General features: G+C 58.0%; 19 protein-coding genes and 4 pseudogenes. 12 read left to right on the plus strand and 11 right to left on the minus strand.

Annotation, left to right across the window (positions count from 1 at the left end; genetic code table 11):
- Positions 1 to 628 (plus strand): annotated as a pseudogene (locus RXV88_RS19130) (hypothetical protein); the annotation flags it as partial.
- 192 nt (positions 629 to 820) lie between these two features.
- On the opposite strand, the gene RXV88_RS19135 reads toward RXV88_RS19130, so the two are convergent.
- The gene (locus RXV88_RS19135; RefSeq protein WP_316295104.1) at positions 821 to 1,735 is read right to left on the minus strand and encodes a tyrosine-type recombinase/integrase; all 915 of its coding nucleotides are present in this window, start codon (positions 1,733 to 1,735) and stop codon (positions 821 to 823) included.
- 50 nt (positions 1,736 to 1,785) lie between these two features.
- On the opposite strand from RXV88_RS19135, the gene RXV88_RS23745 reads away from it, so the two are divergent.
- Both RXV88_RS23745 and RXV88_RS19140 read left to right on the plus strand, forming a co-directional pair.
- Entirely contained in the window at positions 1,786 to 2,031 is a 246-nt protein-coding gene (locus tag RXV88_RS23745) for a helix-turn-helix domain-containing protein (RefSeq protein WP_410468845.1), read from the plus strand.
- A 160-nt stretch (positions 2,032 to 2,191) separates the two neighbouring features.
- Complete coding sequence (locus tag RXV88_RS19140; protein WP_316295105.1) at positions 2,192 to 2,887, plus strand: UPF0149 family protein; 696 nt, start codon at positions 2,192 to 2,194, stop codon at positions 2,885 to 2,887.
- A 175-nt stretch (positions 2,888 to 3,062) separates the two neighbouring features.
- Here the strand turns inward: RXV88_RS19140 and RXV88_RS19145 are convergent, their stop codons facing one another.
- The 5 genes from RXV88_RS19145 to RXV88_RS19160 all read right to left on the minus strand — a co-directional run bounded on the left by RXV88_RS19145 (position 3,063) and on the right by RXV88_RS19160 (position 7,180).
- A complete protein-coding gene (locus RXV88_RS19145) occupies positions 3,063 to 3,563 on the minus strand; it encodes a thiol-disulfide oxidoreductase DCC family protein (RefSeq protein ID WP_316295106.1) in 501 nt (166 codons plus the stop codon).
- 103 nt (positions 3,564 to 3,666) lie between these two features.
- Positions 3,667 to 3,954 (minus strand): hypothetical protein, encoded by a 288-nt coding sequence (locus RXV88_RS19150; RefSeq protein ID WP_316295107.1) that lies wholly within the window; start codon positions 3,952 to 3,954, stop codon positions 3,667 to 3,669.
- A 127-nt stretch (positions 3,955 to 4,081) separates the two neighbouring features.
- Positions 4,082 to 5,281: a sialidase family protein gene (locus RXV88_RS19155; RefSeq protein WP_316295108.1), complete on the minus strand. Its 1,200-nt coding sequence runs from the start codon at positions 5,279 to 5,281 to the stop codon at positions 4,082 to 4,084.
- 435 nt (positions 5,282 to 5,716) lie between these two features.
- A complete protein-coding gene (locus RXV88_RS23750) occupies positions 5,717 to 6,082 on the minus strand; it encodes an FAD-dependent monooxygenase (RefSeq protein WP_410468846.1) in 366 nt (121 codons plus the stop codon).
- Positions 6,083 to 6,151: 69 nt separating this feature from the next.
- A complete protein-coding gene (locus RXV88_RS19160) occupies positions 6,152 to 7,180 on the minus strand; it encodes a GlxA family transcriptional regulator (protein WP_316295109.1) in 1,029 nt (342 codons plus the stop codon).
- Between the two features lie 413 nt (positions 7,181 to 7,593).
- Between RXV88_RS19160 and RXV88_RS19165 the strand changes: the two genes are divergently transcribed.
- On the plus strand, positions 7,594 to 8,595 hold the full coding sequence (locus RXV88_RS19165; RefSeq protein ID WP_316295110.1) for a hypothetical protein: 1,002 nt from the start codon (positions 7,594 to 7,596) through the stop codon (positions 8,593 to 8,595).
- 116 nt (positions 8,596 to 8,711) lie between these two features.
- On the opposite strand, the gene RXV88_RS19170 is transcribed toward RXV88_RS19165, so the two are convergent.
- Positions 8,712 to 9,152, minus strand: a complete 441-nt coding sequence (locus RXV88_RS19170; RefSeq protein ID WP_316295111.1) for a tyrosine-type recombinase/integrase — start codon at positions 9,150 to 9,152, stop codon at positions 8,712 to 8,714.
- 90 nt (positions 9,153 to 9,242) lie between these two features.
- On the opposite strand from RXV88_RS19170, the gene RXV88_RS19175 reads away from it, so the two are divergent.
- From RXV88_RS19175 to RXV88_RS19185, 3 genes are all read left to right on the plus strand, one after another.
- The gene (locus tag RXV88_RS19175) at positions 9,243 to 9,545 is read left to right on the plus strand and encodes a hypothetical protein (protein WP_316295112.1); all 303 of its coding nucleotides are present in this window, start codon (positions 9,243 to 9,245) and stop codon (positions 9,543 to 9,545) included.
- Between the two features lie 100 nt (positions 9,546 to 9,645).
- Complete coding sequence (locus RXV88_RS19180) at positions 9,646 to 10,074, plus strand: cytochrome c (RefSeq protein WP_316295113.1); 429 nt, start codon at positions 9,646 to 9,648, stop codon at positions 10,072 to 10,074.
- A gap of 368 nt (positions 10,075 to 10,442) precedes the next feature.
- Entirely contained in the window at positions 10,443 to 10,655 is a 213-nt protein-coding gene (locus RXV88_RS19185) for a hypothetical protein (protein ID WP_316295114.1), read from the plus strand.
- A 127-nt stretch (positions 10,656 to 10,782) separates the two neighbouring features.
- On the opposite strand, the pseudogene RXV88_RS19190 reads toward RXV88_RS19185, so the two are convergent.
- Positions 10,783 to 11,061 (minus strand): annotated as a pseudogene (locus RXV88_RS19190) (formylglycine-generating enzyme family protein); the annotation flags it as partial.
- Between the two features lie 655 nt (positions 11,062 to 11,716).
- Between RXV88_RS19190 and RXV88_RS19195 the strand changes: the two are divergent.
- Both RXV88_RS19195 and RXV88_RS19200 read left to right on the plus strand, forming a co-directional pair.
- Positions 11,717 to 12,106 (plus strand): c-type cytochrome, encoded by a 390-nt coding sequence (locus RXV88_RS19195; RefSeq protein WP_316295115.1) that lies wholly within the window; start codon positions 11,717 to 11,719, stop codon positions 12,104 to 12,106.
- Between the two features lie 30 nt (positions 12,107 to 12,136).
- Positions 12,137 to 12,335: pseudogene (locus tag RXV88_RS19200) on the plus strand (integrase core domain-containing protein); the annotation flags it as partial.
- Between the two features lie 323 nt (positions 12,336 to 12,658).
- On the opposite strand, the gene RXV88_RS19205 reads toward RXV88_RS19200, so the two are convergent.
- The 3 genes from RXV88_RS19205 to RXV88_RS19215 all read right to left on the minus strand — a co-directional run bounded on the left by RXV88_RS19205 (position 12,659) and on the right by RXV88_RS19215 (position 16,374).
- Positions 12,659 to 14,692 (minus strand): hypothetical protein, encoded by a 2,034-nt coding sequence (locus tag RXV88_RS19205; protein WP_316295116.1) that lies wholly within the window; start codon positions 14,690 to 14,692, stop codon positions 12,659 to 12,661.
- Entirely contained in the window at positions 14,692 to 15,918 is a 1,227-nt protein-coding gene (locus RXV88_RS19210) for a carboxylate--amine ligase (protein WP_316295135.1), read from the minus strand. The genes RXV88_RS19205 and RXV88_RS19210 overlap by 1 nt, the downstream gene beginning before the upstream one ends.
- A gap of 195 nt (positions 15,919 to 16,113) precedes the next feature.
- Positions 16,114 to 16,374: a hypothetical protein gene (locus RXV88_RS19215; protein WP_316295117.1), complete on the minus strand. Its 261-nt coding sequence runs from the start codon at positions 16,372 to 16,374 to the stop codon at positions 16,114 to 16,116.
- Positions 16,375 to 16,897: 523 nt separating this feature from the next.
- Here RXV88_RS19215 and RXV88_RS19220 point away from each other — a divergent pair.
- The 3 genes and pseudogenes from RXV88_RS19220 to RXV88_RS19230 all read left to right on the plus strand — a co-directional run bounded on the left by RXV88_RS19220 (position 16,898) and on the right by RXV88_RS19230 (position 19,452).
- Positions 16,898 to 17,344, plus strand: a complete 447-nt coding sequence (locus RXV88_RS19220) for a universal stress protein (RefSeq protein WP_316295118.1) — start codon at positions 16,898 to 16,900, stop codon at positions 17,342 to 17,344.
- 248 nt (positions 17,345 to 17,592) lie between these two features.
- A complete protein-coding gene (locus tag RXV88_RS19225; RefSeq protein ID WP_316295119.1) occupies positions 17,593 to 18,540 on the plus strand; it encodes a 1-phosphofructokinase family hexose kinase in 948 nt (315 codons plus the stop codon).
- Between the two features lie 219 nt (positions 18,541 to 18,759).
- Positions 18,760 to 19,452, plus strand: a pseudogene (locus RXV88_RS19230) (IS6 family transposase).
- Positions 19,453 to 19,495 lie beyond the last annotated feature (43 nt).

The following is a 19,495-nucleotide window of genomic DNA, read 5'->3' on the forward strand; positions in this document are numbered from 1 at the left end:
GGCTTGTTCATACAACGCGTCTAACGGCATGGATTCACGAAGTGAATCCTTCGCCGACAGACTTTTGCAACAACGCCTCCTTAGCCCGAAAAGCGCCTGTAAGCGACTGATTGATAATCCGGTTCGCCTTATTGGTTTAACTTGTTTCGAGGCGGGTAGGGCGTTTTCGACGCGTCCTGCCACGACCAAGGGCTCGCAACTTAAATATTTCAAGCCGAGCCCCGGGTTCAACCGTATGGCGACGCTATGTGTCCAATTCCCGCTCTCCGTCTGCAATGAGGAGGACCCACCGCGCGAACGCGGCATCGAAGTGCGTCATGAAACGTTAGCGTTTCCCTGCTGTAAGGCCGCGATTCGCACTATGCGACGCGATGACCTCCAAGCAAGCGGTCGACGGCGCAACAGCCAATATGAGATTTCGCGCATTCTTATTCAATCAGGGGAAGGCGATGAAACTCTTTCGCGGTTTCCACGTCTGAAACATCCATCGCCATTCACTTCTCTGTCTGGAACCATTTCAGCGAAGGACGCGGTCTTTCAAACCGGGACATATCCCAAGCCAACCCTCAATGAGGGCTTCATCAAGGCCAGCGGTCAAACGTACCGCGTCAAAGGTTCGAACAAATAACCACAAACCGCGACGATCACTGTTAGGTGAAAAAAGCCTGCAAAACCGGGCTTGACCCACGGACTTAATGGCACATCGCCGCGCGGCCTGCGGATATCCGTTAGAGGATCGAAAAGCGATGCCTCAAAAAATGCGACGATAATGGGCATTGGCATATCAGACACTGAACCACGACAGCGCACAGCGTTACCCTCAAACCCAGACATTGTGCTCTGCGTGTTCGAGGTATCGCGCCAGCACATTCACGGATTTCCATCCACCAGCGCGCATGATCGCCGCGGTGTCGAATCCTCTTCGCAGCAGTTCCTGCGCCGCTCCCACACGCATGGAATGGCCGCTGAATGAGCGCACTTCGTCATGCGCAAAACCGGCCTTTTGGGCCGCAGACTTGATGAGTGCCTTGACCGTGGTGTCGCTTAGCGAACGATCGATGGGATGCTCTTGGTAGATCGGGCAGAAGAGCCACTCCGTTGTGTCGCCTTTCCACTGCTGCCACGCACGCAAACGATCGGCGCTTGCGATGGATGAAAACCCAAAACGCCCCCAGCCCTCCTGGTCGGCTTTGCTGCGGCGGATCAGCACGCGCAACGTGCCATCAGCGCGATACTCAACGTCCTCGTCGCGGAGAGCGACCAGCTCGGAGCGCCGGGTCATCAGCTCATATCCCAAAGAGAGCATTGCCATGTTGCGGAGCCCCCAAGGACTATCGGGTTGCACTTCGAGGAAACGCTTGAGGTCATCCGCCGTCATGCCGCGCGCCTGTTTTGGGCGCACAGGCTTTGCCCGTCGCACGCGCCGAAAAGCAAGGTTGATGTCCTCGGCATTGGTCGGGTCGGGCAAGTCGAGAAGCCGATGGACTTTGCGGATGGCGTAGAGGCGCCTTCGCACCGTCGATGGCGCCTTTGTTTTTCCCTGGTCTTCCAAAAATCGGCAAACAGTCTCAACGCTCGCAGGAAAAGGCACAGCCAGACCATTTTCCAGGCTCCAGGTTTCGAACGCCTCGACATCAGTGCGGTAACTGCGCATGGTTGACGGTGCGTAGGCGCCTTCGAGGCGCTGGAATTCGGAGCGCCAGCCTTGTTCGACATTTTTTCCCAATTTGCGCATATAAAATCACTATTTGCGCACAAAAGAGCGTGAGTCAAGTGCTTACCGCTATGCAAATTCGTGGTGCAAGAGCTATGCTTGGTTGGAGCGCTACGGAATTATGCGAGCGTGCCGGCATTTCACGAAGAACTCTCGTAAAACTCGAGTCTTCTGATGGAATCCCGACAACCACAACGACCACTCTTGAAAAACTGAGGGCTACCCTAGAAGCCGCCGGCATCGAATTCATCGGCTCAGCGAATGACCGTCCTGGCATCCGGATCGGGCAACGCCCCAGAGAGAGCGACACGAGCTGATCCAGAGGGATCCGCACTGGGACCGACGCCCCTTGAACGGCCTTTCGTGCTATGCGCAGCCAGGCCGCCCTTGGTAATGGCATGTCGACCGAATACACTTGATCCGATCAGGCTCAAGAAAGCCGAGTATCTCTAACCTCATAGCTGATATGAAACCCGCATGCCCTCCGATGACCGCCTAAGTACTCTCGATAACTTACTTCTAGCCGTTACGGACGAAGATGGGATGCTCTTGTCCGAGTTCGACGGTTTCTGCGCTGGCTTGCTTGTCTGCCCGGAAATGATCCCGCCAAGCGAATGGCTGCCGGAGGTCTGGGGCTCCGGTGGCATGCCAGAGTTCGGCTCCGAAGAAGCACTGCAGAACGCGCTCGATCTTATCATGGCGCACTACAACGACGTGGCGCAGTCATTGATACCTCCCGAGTTCGAATACGGGCCGGTCTTTGACCATGATACCCGTACGGATGAGACCGTTTGGGAAATGTGGGTGTCAGGCTTTGAGCGCGCTATGCGTCTCAGGTCGGGTGTGTGGGAACAGATTGTCGAGAGCGGCGATGAGGAGGCCGCCGCCTCAGTCAATATGATGCTAACGCTTCATGGGATCGTCGAAGGCGACAGTGATCTGCCGGCAAGCACGATCTCCGAACTGCAGGACAAAGCGCCGGACCTGATCACAGACATGGTCATAGCTCTTAATCGCTGGACGAAAGGCTCCAACCCGGCCGATCTGTTATCGTGGGAAAGCTCACAGTTCCAATCCTCCGCTCCCTACCGAAGCGCCAACAAAATGGGCAGAAATGATCCCTGCCCGTGTGGGTCAGGACGGAAATACAAGCGCTGTTGTGGAGCAAATTAGGCCATGTCGACAAAAGGGATCTGAACCGCGCCGTGTCTGCCGGAAGCTGATTTCCGTAAATGCCGCGGCCTTGGGTTCGGTTTCCAGAGCTGCGTAGCACTCACGAGCGTCGACCAGAGCTCCGTTACGGACAAAATTGACTGATAACAGATGAAGGTAAGCCTGAGAGTGTCATTCACTGTTCGAAGTTTGAATTGGCATGACGCCTCTTTCTTGAGTTCATCAACCGCCGGCGGAGGCGCTCGTCCGGAAGAGCGCACATGTCGGTTCGGCCGAAGCGGTACCGGTTGCGTGCAATCCGGCGATAAAGCCATTCGCGAAAGGGTTGCGGAAGGATACGCATCGCTGTCGAAACACGCCCAATGCCGCCCAAGCCTTCCCCAATCCGGATGATCGCTTCCATTCCGGACCACGCTTTTCCATTCTCAAGAAACAACCAGGTTTCGGGATCTTGGGGATCAAGACCGTAGTGCTCAACCAAAGCCGTACCGGTTTGCGATTGAACTATGCAAATCTTGAACTGCTCACGACGATCGAACCGCGCGATCAAGCGCGCGCCCAACGAACAGACGGCGCAATCGCCGTCCATCACGGCAATCAGGCCGTCATCATCGAAATCTGGGACGTTCGGGTCTTCACGGTAGGAAAACGCTTTGTGTTCATTCGGGCGGGCCATTCCTGTTTCTCCAAGGAGCCGAATTAAAATGCTCTTAAAAGTCCCCGGAAGCAAATCGCCTTGAGGTGTCAGCGGGACGGACCCGCCGACTAATTCTTGGCTCTCAGTTGGCCCAATTTGCAATCACGTCATATCCCTCGGGCGTTGGCGGGCTTTCCAGATAATCCGCGAACTGGCCCCAAAGTGCCGCGACCTTTTCGGCATTGGCGTCGGAGGTCTCTTGGCTCTCGACCACCGATATCACATACCCGCTGCCGTCTTCGTTCATCACGTTGACGAAATTGTGCATGCCGTTCATGGCCATGATCTTTTCTTTCAACTGGTTCAGCAACGCGGTCGCTGCGTCCCGCGATCCAGGCTTCATCTTGTATTTGGTTACACGTGCAAACATCATTGTCCTCCCTAAGTTCTTTTTAAATATCGCGCCGGTGCAAGCAGCCTGGCCAAGTCACCATAGCATACAGATGCTGCCCGTAGGGAGAATTCCCGCGTAAACCAGAGCGCCTGCGGGCCACGTATCAAGGCACCGTTCTCAGCATTCGGATCGTGTCGCGTCCGTCAGGAAGGGGCTGTGTCCAGGCAACAAAAAGCCCTTCACGTGTTGCCGCCATTTTCGGGAAATTCATCGAGTTCCCCTCGGCGTTCAAAGCCAGCGTTCGGGTGTCGTGACATCCATCGGTCGTGACCCGGCACAGCAGTAGGGCTTCGGCCTTCCCTTGCCACTCCACCCAAGTGACCAAGGTCGTTCCATCGTCAAGCATCAGGGTATCGACACGTCCGGTGGGCTGTCCTAGGTCGATCCGCATGGCTTCGCCAAAGCTGACCCCCGCATCTTCGGAGAACGCCACTTTGACCGCTGGAACGTCGCCTGCGCCCGTAAACCACGCAACGACAACGCGCTGGTCCTGGGCTGCGATCGCCGGACCGTTGACCGGACATCCGGAGATTTCCCAGTTGTCGGCATGCACCAATATCGGGGCCGACCATCGCCCATCGCTAAATTTTGTCAGGGAGATGTCGCGGATTTCGTTTTCGGTGCGGTCACGATAAGTGACGAGCACCTCCTCCCCCAGGGCTGCCGCAGCTGTCTGGCAGCAGGAGCAGGTGGTGAAATCTATTGCAATATCCGGGCCTATGGAGCCATCTGGCGACACCATAGCCGACCGGAGCTGCATCTGACCCGGCATGGCTCCGGCTTCCACCAGGTCGCCGTCGTAAGCACGACCATCCAGCCAGACCGCGACCATCTGGTCAACCAGTGGGACTAGAGAGACGAAGCCGTGTTGCGCTTTCTGTCCGTCTCGATGAGGCACGCTCGGTTCGCTCCACGTTTCGCCATCGTCGCGCGACAGTGCCAGGCGTATGTCATAGGCGTAGCTCGAACCGCCCGACTTCTGCAGCCAATGGGCAATCAGCGTGCCATCGGCAAATTGAGCGATGGACGGGAAATCGGCCCAATTGACAAAAAGATCGGATGAGGTCGTCACGGCGCGCGGTTCGCTCCAAAACCCGCCCTCTCGCACGGCCATCTTGACGAGAAAGCTGTTTCCCGATGCCTCAATCCAGCTCATCAGGAGGCGCCCGTCTCGAGTTGCAAAGACCGACGGTTCGCGTGCATCGAGACCGACTGGAAGAGGTTCGAAATCGGCCACATCCTCGGCGGCTGCTGCGGCTGCTGCCAGCAGAAAAATCGCGAGGTGGGCGAAGAGCTTCAACATTAAATATGTCTAGCTCAAATCGAGCGGAAAAAGAACATCTCGAGTGATGGGCCGAGGACGACAAGGCGGTCCAAACAATCACCTATTGCTGCGATTTGACCGAGGATCAATTTGGGCTCAAAGCGGAGCTGCGGCACTCGGAGCGTTCTCCGGGCGTGACACCTCGACGCTGACGGCCCTGACCGGACCTTCGGCAGGGTGCTCATCGCTGAGGTGCAGCTTCGCCGAAGCGGTCTTTCGTGCCATATTGCAGCGTCGAAAAGCAGAGCAAGGTCAGCCGTGCGGACGAACGTGCCGTCCGGTTGGCGGGAACAAAGGACTGCCAAATTCCGCTATGCAGACTTCCAAAATGGACGCACTCTGAACGCGGTTGCCAAGCGAGGCGGCCTGGATCATCTGGCGGCTGCGCCGCCAGGCGCGACCTCGGCCGTCACGTCATAGTCGAATAGCCGAAGTCGCAAGTCTCGCGCCGAGCGGATTTCCTCGTCTCTCTTTAAGGGATCGGGATAGGCACCGGGAAAAGCGCAATCCGTTGCGCCGCGCGGCTTCATGGACCTTTGTCGTTCGCGCACGCCGCGTGGCCTCGTAGGTCCGAAGCGCAGCGGCAACCTGGTCCTTGTCGCACCCCTTCAGAAGTAGAGCCAACAGCGCGGCGTCCTCAATGGCCTGGTTGGCACCTTGCCCCATATGCGGAAGCATGGAGTGCGCTACATCGCCGAGCAGCGTCACGCGACCCTGCGACCCTGCGACCCTGCGACCCTGCGACCCTGCGACCCTGCGACCAAGGCGCGAACGGTTCACGGTCGTAAAGCCCCCACCGAAACGGTGCGCGAGGTCATTTTACTGTTTGGCTTCTGCTATTTGATCGACCTACCAGACCGATTTTCCGTTCACGACACCCATCAAATCTACCGGAACCACGTCAGCTTCCGTGAGCTTTCCAGGGGTCCTGGCGGGGACCGTTCCAAAAGATTTTTTGTAGGAGCTTGGGGAAGTGCCGAGCCGCCGCTTGAAGACCCGCCGCATCGAGGCGGCCGTTCCGAACCCGGTATTGGATGCAACAGTTTGAACAGATTGCTCTGAGGTCTCGAGCAGTTTCCGAGCAGACGAAAGCCGGACATCCTCGATATAACGGGACAGCGTGGCGTTCGTAATCTGCTTGAAACGCCGACCCAGGGACCGCTCGCTCATCGCCGAGATTGTTGCCAGTCGGGCCACTGACAGGTCTCCGCACGGGTTTTCCCAGATATGAAGCTGTACGCGCCGTATGCGGGGGTCCTCGGTGGCGTCGGCCATCATCTGCGGGCTGAATTGTGACTGCCCGCCCTCTCGTCGCAGGACAAGGACCATGAAGCGGGCAATTTCCAAAGCTAGCTGACGACCATGGTCTTGCTCGATCAGAGCCAAGGCCATGTCGATACCAGCCAGCATGCCAGCCGAGGTCCACAGCTTGCCGGAGTTAACAAAAATCGCATCTTCTTTGAGCTCGACCAGCGGATTTTCTCGTTTCAGGCGTATTGCTTCGAGCCAATGGGTTGCGATCTGGTGGCCGTCCGCCACCCCAGAGGCTGCAAGTACCGTCGCTCCCGTGCAGACCGAGCCTATGCGCGTGCAACGCGGCTCCAAGCGCCTTATCCACGCCAACAGATCCTCGTCCCCGGCGGCGTCAAAGCACCCTGGTCCGCCCGCGACGAGCATCAGATCGATCTGTTCGGGGAGCTCGTCGAAACGGCCTGTCGGTAAGAGATGCAGGAACCCTCCGGCCGCTGGCACAGGGGCTGCATCAATTGACACCGTGACCGGCTGGTACAGCCTCTGACCTGTCAGGAAGTTGGCAAGCCCAAAGGGCTCCAGCGTGCCGGTGACGTCTACGCATGAGACCTGCGGATACATCAACATGGCGACGACGCGTGGACCTCCCATCAAAACTTCAACACTCAAACCGATTCCTCGTCGACGGGAACTTCAAACTTAGCGCACTTGTGCTAGCGATGCCAATGTATCTGCTGCCGGAAGACACACAGTACGCCAAATATCGTTCAGAACTCGCCAATTCCTCTGAGGAGCCTCGCAGGAGCTTGGTTCCCATGTGAAGTAACTTCTCGTTACCTAATTGAAGTGATTGGAAATGGAATGGAACCGCCAGTGCGATTTTCGCGCGAGATGACGGTTGGTGCATTGTCACAGAGAAATCCTTTCGTCCCGCGAAGAGGGATCACTCGCCACCGAGGGTATCCTGTCGAAATTGACTTGGCGCTTCAAGGTGCTGGCGAGCGACCACCCACCATGCCTGCAACTCGGGAGCCGTGTTGATGCCGTCGATCGACGAGATAGCGGCACGGGCCAGTAACCGCTTGAACCGCTCCGATCAGCTGGCCTTTGTCGAGACCGATCAGATGTCCCTCTCTCTCCTTATGCGCGCCTTGGCGTTTGCCGGTGGAGCGAGTGCCATCGGCATGGCCGTTGTGCCGACTGAGATGCTGCTGATAGCTGACGCGCTACCCTCGCAGATCGTGATCGCCCGTTTGGCTTGGGGAACGCTCACACTGTTTTTGTTGTGCGTCCTCTTTCGGCCGCGCTCCTTGATCCGGCCGCCGAAAGAACATGTGCGGCTGTGCGGTGTTGGCCTGCTGTTGGGATGGGCGACAGTGGAGTTGTATACCCGAGCGTTGGCGATTGCCGATATCTTGCCCGTGATCGTTGTCCTCGTTGCCGCGTCCGCTGTGACTGGCATGGTGTTACAATTCGGGTTTCGCTTCCGGATCGGTCACGTCTTCGTCCTGCTCTCCGTTCTGATTGCGGTCAGCGCCACTGTTCAGAGTTCAAGTCCCGGGTTCGGTTTCTCGGGTATGGCCTTCGTGTACGCGGTGAGCGCGGGCATCATCTATGGTGCATTGCCGGTCCTGTGCCGCACGGCCGAGCGTCGCGCCGATATTGCCTGCGTCATGCTATATCTCGGCTACGGAACTCTCTGGGCCATATTGTTCCTTGGCATTTCCGAACCGGATGCCCTTAAAGCCAGCCTGGATGTCATTTTATCCGTACCGGGCGCATTAGCGGGAGCGCTTTGCACGGGGCTCGGATATGCCCTTTTCCAGATCGGAATCAGCCCGAACCAAGCGAGCCAGCGGATCAGTTCGACATGGGCCGGGCTGCTCTTCGGCTTCGAGCCGATAACCGCCATAGCGGCGGCAGGCTTCCTTCTGGGCCAGAACGTTGCGACCGCTGCTATGCTATATGCGATCGGTTTCGTGCTGTTAGTGGGGCTGGCGGGGCCGGTGCTTGCGACATTGTCCCATCCCAGCAGGCCTTGAAAATCAGGAAGAGCTTTACCGCACGGATCAGTCTGCCTTGGAGAAACCGTCCGTTCGGTAGTGGGCCTTATCAGGACGTCGGGTAGTGAATTTCACATCTCCGCTTGGCTTCATGCCTAGACATTGTGCTCCGCATGCTCCAGGTAGCGCGCCAGAACGTTCACCGATTTCCCTCCTCCAGCCCGCATGATCGCCGCGGTATCAAATCCCCGTCGCAGCAGCTCCTGGGCCGCCCCCACACGCGTCGAGTGGCCGCTGAATGTGTGCACTTCGTCAGGCGCAAAACCGGCCTTTCGCGCTGCTGACTTGATGATTGCCTTGACCGTGGTGCCACTAAGGGAACGGTCAATCGGATGCCCTTGGTGGATCGGGCAGAGGCCAACATACCGGACCTCGTTCGCCACCGGATAGCGACCGCCGCAATCACACCATGTCGTTTCTTCCAGGGACAGGCACGTCTGGGTTTGGGCCGCTAGTGCAGCATTGGACTGAGATCGGAGAGCGATCGCAACGACATCCCCGAACGCGGCTCTAACGGTGCCGACGCGGTTCGACATTCGCCCCTTAAACGCACTGCCCCGTGCCATGACCCAAGTCAAGGACACCAGCGCCCCGCCGGTCCAAATTTTTGGATGGAGGACGCTGTCATGCGCGTCGAAACTCGGTTCCCGATCCTGCCCGGCCTGACCGCCGCGCTGATGGCGCTGGCGGGACAGGGGGATGCCGACGCGGCCCCGCCACCCGATCCCAGCACCGTAATCGAGCAGCACTGCACCTTCTGCCATTCCCGCATTCTGACGCAGGTGATGCTGGTCCGGCACGCCGATCTCTATGGCATCGAAACGATCGACGCCTTCCTGATCCGCCACCACCTGCCCGACGCCCCGGCGCGCGCGGCGATTCTGCGCTATCTTGACGGCGCGGCGGATCGGGGCTCCGCATCGCCATGACGCAGATCAAGGCGAGGGGCAGGCAGGGCGGCCTACCGTTTCGCCTGTCGAAGCGCGAAAACTCTGAATACTCTCCAGTCACCGCTTCAGGGAGGCACTAATGGACCACAAGGCAATACTGTTTTCCACGGCTCTTGCAGGCATTATGGCGTTACCGGCGATGGCCGTCGCGCAGGACAAGATCGGCGAGGCCGCCTTCATGGCGAATTGCGCCGCCTGTCACGGCGTCGACGGCAAGGGCAACGGGCCTATCATCGACTTCATGAAGAGCGCACCCGCAGACCTAACGATGATCGCGGCGCGCAACGGCGGGACGTTCCCGATCGAGGCGGTCTATGCCACCATCGCCGACGCCGAGCAAACGCGCGGCCACGGCACTAGCGAGATGCCGATCTGGGGCAATCGCTTCAACGCCGACGTCATCGCCATGGAGGGCGAGTACGGCATGGGCAAGAGCGGCGTGCCTACGGCGCAGGCTCGCATCCTCGAACTGGTCTACTACCTGGCGACGATCCAGGCCGGATCGTAGGCGGCGCGTGAGCGCATGAAGCGGGCGGCCCTGGCAACAATGGTCACCCTGTCCGCGTGGTTGGGTTCTGTCAAAGGAACTCGGCTTGAGGTCGGATGGGGCGCTGTGTAACACCTCTCGATACCTCGGTTGCGCGATCTGGCGACCCTCTCGGGACATCACTGCGTGATGCCCTGCAGGGCAGTGGATGGAGTGGATTTCACCGCCGGAGCCGCGTCGAGACCAAGATGCATTGTGTCAAATTGCTGGGGCCCAACGACGGCTTTTTCCTGCTCCAGAAGTTCGCCGAAATCGAGGCTACGGCCGGGTTTCGGACTTTTCGGTCGTTCGGTTGACGCGCACGAAGGTCTGCAAAGCTCTGGATAGTGTTGAAAAACTCGACACCGCAAAATTCGCACCAAAATTTCGGAACAACTTCCCTCCAAACCAACCCTCAGAAAACAATTTCCGAAAAAGCGGGCTTTGGCGGAAAAATGTTCTGTGAATTTGGCCGCTTCGGTCCGGACCCCGAGTTTTTCAACACAATCCTCTCCATTGCCGACCTCTACCGCATGTCCTCTCTTCATCGCCTATTAGACTGAAAATTCCAGCTTTCGTCTCCGGAGCGATTATTCCGTAGTCCGAGCGTCTGGACGAAAAGCCTGTCAGCAACCTTGTGCGCCGATCGAGTGGCCTGAACTCCAAGACGCGCTAAGCAGCAACGAATGATTACAGGCTGTATGCAAGGCGCAGGCCGGTATGGCTGGCCGCCGTGTCGGGTGCCCGGCCTGTTCGCGCGGCGATGCGGTAGCGCCAGCAGTAACTCGCGTGACAAAGGAATGAACCGCCTTTCAAGACCCTTTCACCCTCCCGCTTTGCCCGTGCGTTGCGGTCTTTCGCCTTCGCCTTCAGCGACGCGATGCGAAAGCGATCCGCTGTCCATTCCCAGACGTTTCCCGAGGCGTTATAGATGCCTACCAGGTTGGGCTTGAACCCATCCACTGGCGCCGTGCCATAGTGACCTGTCCATCGTCAGACTTTTTCGGACATGGTGGACCGTTTTCTTACGCAGGCTCGGGTTCGGTTTCTGTTTTAACTTCGGCGGCCGCGGAGTGGTGCTGCAATCGGCGTTTTCAGATTATCGTCCGACGGACCTTGCGCACCTGTACAAAGCCCCTCGACTGACACTGCTGTATCCGCATCATCAAGACCCGTCAAAATCGGAAGGTCTTCAGGCTCAGTTTCGGGTTTCAGGTCAGGAGACGATCATCGAGACGGCGAGTGTGGATGTCGCAAGTGTTGACAACATGACGGCTCCGCGTCCTGCGCGCTTGCCCAGAACGAAACCCAGGAATATGAAAACCAGACCCGCATACTCTCGTTTTGAATTAGTGAGCACGGGGGCAGGTCACGATGGAAAGCTTCGATCGCGACGCTGAAGCCAAGGTTCTCCCAAAAGCATTACCCAGCTAGGTGATTGAAAGAACGATGTTCAAAATATTTAAGTAATTTCAGACTATTAGAGTCTTTGACCCAATCAGTCAATAGCGGATCGTGCCAACGGCATTGACATAGATCATCGCCGCGGTGGCACTTTGCCCCTACCCTTTCCAAAGTGCCGCGAAAATGGGAGGGGACAATGAGAAACTTTCAAGGACTGGCCTTGGCCATCTTTCTCACCGGCGCCGGGGCCGTTCAGGCTGACGAGTCCGCGTTGATTCTCGGGAAATCTTCCTACGGCGCAAATTGTGCCATCTGTCATGGCGATGATGGGACAGGAAGCGGCGATGTTGTAGAGCTGCTGCGTGTCCCGCCTGCAGATTTGACGACTTTGTCCGAACGTTCGGGAGGAGCATTCCCGTTCTCCGAGGTTTACCAGTCCATCGCGAACGGCGTATATAAAGCACATGGACAAGCCGAAATGCCGATTTGGGGAAGCTACTTCAAAGCTGATGCGCTCCAAGATAGAGGGATGAGCGCAGCTGATGCTGATCACATAGCTCAAGGCCGTATTCTCTCGCTGGTCTATTATCTCCAGTCGATCCAGAAGTGATCGTCAAAGCCCCCGCTCAAACATTTTCGCGGGACCGGAAACTGCTACGACAACGCGGCCGTCGAGACCTTCTTCAGGACGATCAAGGCTGAGCTGCTGTGGCAGCGGCCTTGGCCGGGCAGCCGAGCTGGCGAACTTCGAATACATCAACGGCTTCTACAATCCGCGCCGCCGGCACTCAGCTCTGGGCTGGAAAAGCCCCTTGGCCTTCCAAGCTCAGGCTGCGTAAATGAGAACTTGGAGCGGCATTAAAGCGTGACAGCTCCACTGACCGCCCTGGACTTTGCGGGAGACTTTCAGCTCGATCCAACTGCCGTTACCCGCTGGATTGATCGTCTGCATCATTTCTTCCCAAGCCTTGATCGCTTTGACCGCCCGGATCCAGATTTCGATGAGGCAGAACGAAACTACAAACTGGCAACGATTACAAGCAGTTCGACAACGTCCTCCGCGCGGCGCGCAAAGGCCTAGTTTTCGTGCCAGACGAGCCAATAGTTGCCCGTCACAGACATGTCCGAAAAGAGGCGCACGAGACCGGGCGCGCCGCGCTGCTTAGGCCGGGTCCGGTTCGACTTGGAGCTCCCGGCCTGCTGCCCAACTGCTCAGCGCCATATCTTTGACAGTGGCGACCACATCGGATGCGCCTTTTGCAATCGCGCGTTTGGGGCGAAGGGGATCGTCGTGGAACAAATAGATCCGTGACAGGAACTTCTCGAATTCAAGCGACGCTTCGCCATATCGCTCTCCGTTGCCGGATGTCGAGACGACAACACCACCACCCCAATCCTGCCCGCTATCGTTGTTCGGGTTATAGAAATATATCCGCATGTTCCCCGTCTGATCTTCGGCAACGCGCAGAATCGAGATGGCGTGCCAGCCGACAAATTGTTGATGGGCGTCGGTCACGGCAAGCCCGGCCGGTTGCGGATGATTGAGCGGTCGGCCACCGTTGTGATGTGGGTGGTACGCCGAGATGAACCGCTTTAGAAACTCTTCGTAATCTGCAAGCTTGCCGGTGGTTACGTCGACAGCGACAGCACAATCGCGGGCGACCCACCAGCCGTGGAATTGCGGGTTTATCCAACGGTGTGGATCGCCTTCGCGTCCGGCACACATCCGGCCCATTTCCGCATAGATCCGGTCAAGATGCGATACCAGCAGAACCGAGACCGGGTCGGCGTCGATCGGGCCGAACCCGGCAAGACCGGCGGGCAGGTCGGCAGAATTGATCGGCGTGCCTTCGAACTGCATCAGAACCGTATCGAACTCCGATGCCTGCCTGACGAGGTGCAGCAGGTAGTCGGGATCGTTCAGCGCCCACATCGCAAGAGCGCGCGCCGACTGGCAGGTTGGGTTGGCGCCTTGGCCCACGCCCAGCGGTTGCCCGATGACCTGCAAGACGCCCGCCAGAAGATGCGTTTCGGGGGACACCGCGTCGCCAAAGCCCAGAGCGATCCGGTCCCGCGCCTGTCCGCGCAGCGGCATCTCGATTTGCCACCGAAGCGCTGGAACCATGGGTGAATGGTGCAGAATGCCACGTTCAAGCAGCTGCGCCAGACCGTAGACAGCCTGCGGCGTGGCCGGCGTGACGGCTGCGCGGATCAGATCCTCGACAAGACGTCTGTAATGCCGCCAGCAATCAAGCCCCGTCGTGCCCAGCCCAAGCGCTTCGGGGATCAGCGGCCGGTCGCCGTAATCCAGTGCCCAGATCAGAAAGGCAGCGTGATAGTCCGACACCAGCCCGGTGTCATGCATGGCGCGTGCAAACCCCATTGCTTCGCGCGACAGCCCGGCCTTGTCGGCATTGGCAATCCTGGCCAGATAGGCATCGATACCCGGATCGTCCAGAGAGGCGGTCGTAGGGCCGAAGAGCGCGCTGACCAGCCGCTCTGCGCCCAACCGCGTGGTTCCGGGCTCGGTGCCCTTTTCGTTAAGAGCAATGGCAATCTGGGCGATCATGTCCTTGACCACCGAAACCTGCACGGATCGCTGTTCCAGCAGACGCCAGATTTCGGTGACAAGAACGCCCAAGACATCGTTGAGACCCACATGATTGGCGACTGCCTGTAGGATATTCTGTTTGACCAACATCCGGTCGCCAAGCGCCCGGGTGGCCTCATTGCTCTGTCCAAAGACGTCGCGCAGATTCAGGGCCAGCACCTGCGTCAGGAAATGCCGCGCGCTGTCCTGATGCAGGTTGTCGTGCCGCGACGTACCGGTCGCAACACTCACGAACCGGGCGAGGTTGGCAGCCTCCAGCGCCTGAAAGGTCGGGTCTTCCGACGCCAATGTCGTTCCGACCAGCTGGGGCAACAAGGTTTCAGGACGATCCCAATCCGATCCGGCAAACAATCCGGCTTTGTCCATGCGCGGCGCGCGCTCGACAATCAAATCAAGCCCGCCGGTGCGATGCATGATGCGCGCAATGACATCGAGAACCGGGCGCTGATAGCGCGCCTTGGCAAAAGAACTGACCCGCTCCAGCCGGTCGATCGCGACGTCGAGCGTGCCGGACAACCGCGCAAGTACGGCGCGGTTGTCCTCGGATCGGCTGCGCTTTTCGAAATGCGCGTTTTCAGTGGTCATCAGACGTAATAGTCCAGTTCTTCCTGTTGCTTGAGCAGATCGCGCAGCTCGTGGGGATTGTCGCCAAAGAAGTAGGCAAGTCCCCAATGTGTGCCAAAGGCCGACCGTTTCGCAACCTTCTGTTCGCGAGGATCGGAAAGCTCGTGAAACTCGAAGAACGGATGGTTGGCCGTTTCCTCCGGAACTTCCAGACGACTGACCACGCGCCGGCGCGGATAAACGCCAAAGCACCCGGCATGGCCCTTGGCGTCCTCGATCGGCTTGGGGAAGAACGCGTCCAGCTCCTCTTGAGTGGTTTTCGGGTCAAAGGCCAACACGAGGCCCTGATAGCCGTTGAAGCCATAGGCGCGCTCGATCAGTTCCAACGCGTTGAAGCCCGGTGGGCGATAGGCGACCTCACCGAAGTAAAGCTTGTTGTCACTGGTCAGGAAGTATTCGGGATGGATAAAGCCGAATTCGATGTCGAACGTGTCGATCAGCTTTTCGATCTCTTCGGTGATCCGCGCGCGATGCTCTTCAAGTTCCGGCGTCGCGGGCACGAAAACGGAATAGCCAAGCGTTACGTATTCAGAGATGTTGAGGAACTGAATCTTGCCGTCCTTGATCCATGCTTCGACCGCGAATTCCCAGCCATCCAGATGACTTTCCAGCAGCGCGGGGAACTCGTCATCGGGGATGTTGTCCACGTCTTCAGGCGTCCGGATTACCCGGTGACCAGCGGTGCCCGACTTGTCAAAAGCCTTAAAGTGGATCGGATCGTTGGGATCGCCGTCTAGCTTCAGCAGCGTTTGGTTCACGCGCTTCAGGAAACGGATCACGTCGCCACGGTCATGGGCTTCTTCGAAAACGCCGACGCGAATGCCTCCAAGCTGCGCTCTGCGCTTCATCAGCGATTTGTCGCGGAACAGCATCGCCTGTCCTAGAAGGCGCGGATTCTTGAGCAGCACAGCGTTGACCGCCCCGGCCCACTCCACGGTTTCTTCAAAGATCGGAATGGCAACGTCGACACCCATGTTTTCGAGCTCTTGGGCAAGCTCGTGAGAGCGTTCGTTCAGCCGGTCGAAATCCCAACCGACAAAGGGGATGTCGTTTTGCTTGCAATAATTCTCTGCCCAGGGCGGAGCGACCACGACATATCGGCGGTCGAATCGGTCGACCGCATCAATTGCGTTCAGGCTCCAGCCAAGCAAGGCTACGTATCCCTTTTCCGGGTTCTTCTCGGTCATCTCATTCCTTTCATCGTTTGGACCCGTCGGCGCGCCAAGTTCACCGCGCCGCATCGGATTTCCGTCTAGGTCAACGGTTGGGCCGCACACCCGTTCCGCATCTTCTTCCACGGTACGTGGCGTAGCAGGTGCCGGACACACCGAATTGCCGGTCAGGAACAAGCCTGTCCGACTCTCGGCAGTCGCCGCTTTTCTCTACATCAGGGCCTTGATCGGACCGTCGACACTCAGGGTTTTGCCTCGGTCAGCTTCCTCGTCGATTTCAACCCAATGCCTGGTGTTGTCGACTTCAACGAAAAAACGCCATTCGTCGTGTTCCATCGCGGCAACGGCCTCCTCTGCGGAGAGTTGCCATTGCGACGTGCCGAAGAAAGACTTCCGCACACCGCCAATCGCGATGATTTCCGAGTGCTTTGCGTCGAACTTCGCCCATGTGACTTGGGCTGCTGCGGCCATAACGTTCACCACCTTTCGGCCGCGAGCATGGGGATTTCGGGCAGTGTGTAAAGCGGAGCTTTTCCAAGTTACTGATAATACTTAAAAGTTTTCGAAATCTAAGGCGGGAAACCGAACGCTGTTGGCATAGGAGTGCGCGAATCGGCTTCATACGCGACGCTGTCTTCGCCGCCGGTTCCGGAGAGCATCGTCCCGATGGACCAGCGACCGACCATGCATTAACAATCAACCCGGACCACCCAATGGGGGCTCTCCAACCTGACGAAGGAGGACTTCTTGTTCTTCTGACCAGCGCCTTGAGATGCCCCCCCTCCGACGGTTGCCGTGGGGAGACTTGCGGTCAAGTCAGTCATGGTCCGAATTAGCCTGTCTTCAGTCAATCATTGCATGACGGTTTTCGCGCTACTGCCGAACAAGCTTGATCTTGACCAAGATCATATTCGAGGTCCCGCGGCCTTGCGAGACTAGGCGAAGGTGGGAATCCTTCATGGGTTATCCATAGACGAACCTAGGGAGTAACAAGATGTATAGCCGAATTCTGATAGCCACGGATGGCTCTGAACTGGCAGGAAAGGCAATGGAACACGGGCTCCAACTTGCGAAATCCGTCGATGCCATCGCTGTCGTAGTGACTGTGACGGAGGCTTGGTCCGCGTTCGAGATGGCCAGCAATATCGAGAGCGGTAAACGCGATGCGGTGGAGGTCTATGAAGGAGCCGCCAGGAACGCGGCTCAGTCCATTCTTGAAGATGCGGCCGCCCAAGCGGCATCGATGGGCGTGGCCTGCGAAACACGCCACGTCAACGACCAAAAACCTGCTGAGGGCATTATGGACACCGCGACTCTTGAAGACTGCGATCTTATCGTCATGGCGTCACATGGCCGCCGCGGGATGCAGAAAATGCTTCTTGGGAGTCAGACTGCCGAGGTTATTGCTCTGAGCAAGACACCCGTTCTCGTACTGCGTTAGGACCGATCAACTTTGGGCAGGAGACGTCAGGACAGCGTGCCGGCGCTCTCGTGCCGCCTATCCGTAAAAAGAGTATCAGATGACCCCTCCGATCCGTGTCAGACAGTGCCGAAACTTGCAGGCCTGAGTTTGGCCGGGCAACGATGGAGTTGTTGAATTTACCCGGTCGTTTTGGTCCGCAGGCACCTTCAGGAATGGTGCGCGGGCCATCGTCCGAAGATGACCACTCAGATGCGGGAAGGTGTTACGTGCCAGAGATCCTGACGATCACCCTCAAACCAGCCGTCGATTATGCAACCTCGACAGAACATGTGGAGGCTGGGCCCAAACTGTATTGCGGGACGCCGCGGGTTGATCCGGGTGGCGGAGGTGTGAACGTCGCCCGAGCGATTGTAAGGTTGGGCGGTAGTGTCGAGGCGTTCGTCGTGGTTGGTGGACCAATGGGTGATCGCCTGTTGACACTTTTGGCGGCAGAAAACGTCCCAACCGTGGAATGCCGAGTTGCCGGAGAAACTGGTTACAGCTTAGCGGTTACCGATGCGGGGTCGGGCGAACAATTTCGATTTTCCCTGCCGGGGGAATCGGTGAGTGAAACGGAAGCCCAGATAATACTCGACCGGATCTACAACACAGTCCAACGGGATGAATTCGTCGTATTAAGTGGCGGCGTTGCCAATGGCCTTCCTGACAATTTTCCGCAAAAGGTGCAGGCCGCTGTTTCACAGCGCAATGGTCGTCTCATAGTCGACACCTCCAAGGCGCCACTGTTGCACCTGATCAAGTCTCCGTCAGCTCCTCTGGATGTTCTGCGGCTTGACCGAAGTGAAATCGAAAAAGCGGTCGATCGTCCGTTGCTATCAATCGCGGAGAATCTTGCATACTCCAAACAGCTTGTTGAGCGCGGCGTTGCGCAGATTGTCGTTTGCGGCCACGGCTCAGAGGGGTCTGTCATGGTTGCGGGCGATCAAAAGTTTTTTTGCCATGCCCCTCAGGTGCCGGTACGCAGCAAGATTGGCGCAGGGGATGCGCTGGTTGGCGCCCTCACGCTGTCGCTTGCCAGGGGCGATGTGCCCGAGCAAGCCCTGAAATGGGGTGTGGCAGCTGCCGCCGCGACCGTCAGCACCGAAGGAACTGCGCTCTTCGAACTTGCTGATACCGAAGCTTTGTTACCCCAATGTAGATTGGAGCGTTGCTAGGTCTGCAAGGGTGCTTCCATGTGTGGACCTACAGCGTCAATTGTTTGTCGTTGGCCAAGCGGCTGTTGGATAAATGAGCGCGTTTTCCAGTGAATTTCCCCGCAGACCAACGATCAGCGGTGTAAAAAGGAACGCCTGGTTCGCAATCAGCCAGTTCACCCGAGGGCGCTGTCACTTTAACCGGTTGGCGATCGAGCAAGCTTGATTATATGGCCCTGCATGCGCCAATTCTCCTACTCCCGCCACCGGTTCCCGCCGGCGATCATCCAGCATGCTGTCTGGCTCTACTTCCGGTTTGCACTGAGCTATCGCGATGTCGAGGACATGCTTGCCGATCCGGGCATCGACGTTTCCTACGAGACCGTTCGGCGATGGGCGCTGAAGTTCGGCCGCATCTACGCTCAGCAGATCCGCTGTCGCCGACCTCGGCCCTCCAATCGATGGCACCTGGATGAAGTCTTCCTCAAGATCGGTGGCAAGATCGTCTATCTCTGACATGCTTTCGATGACGAGGGCGAGGGTCTGGACATCCTGGCCCAATCCAAGCGGGACCGGAAAGCAGCCCGTAAATTGTTGCGGAAATCGCTGAAGCGGCAAGGCCATTTGCCTGATGAGATCGTGACGGACCGGCTTCGGTCCTACGGTGCTGCCTTGCGCGAGTTGAACCTGGCCGATCAGCACGTGACAGGCGGGCGGTCGAACAACCGGGCAGAGGTTTCACATCAGCCCACTCGACGCCGCGAGCGGCAGCAAATGAGGTTCAAGTCGCCCGGATCAGCTCAGCGCTTCCTGTCCGCGCACTCCGCCATCTCAAACCACTTCAACGTCCAACACCAGCTGATTTTTCGCCGCACACTGAAAATCCTTCGCGCCAGGGCCTCAGAGGAATGGCGGGAAATCGTGGCTGCCTGAGGACGAATTCGGAAGGTGCTGACGGCCACCCTGAGTTGCCGTG

Source organism: Aestuariicoccus sp. MJ-SS9 (assembly GCF_032586235.1).
Classification (GTDB): Bacteria; Pseudomonadota; Alphaproteobacteria; order Rhodobacterales; family Rhodobacteraceae; genus Aestuariicoccus.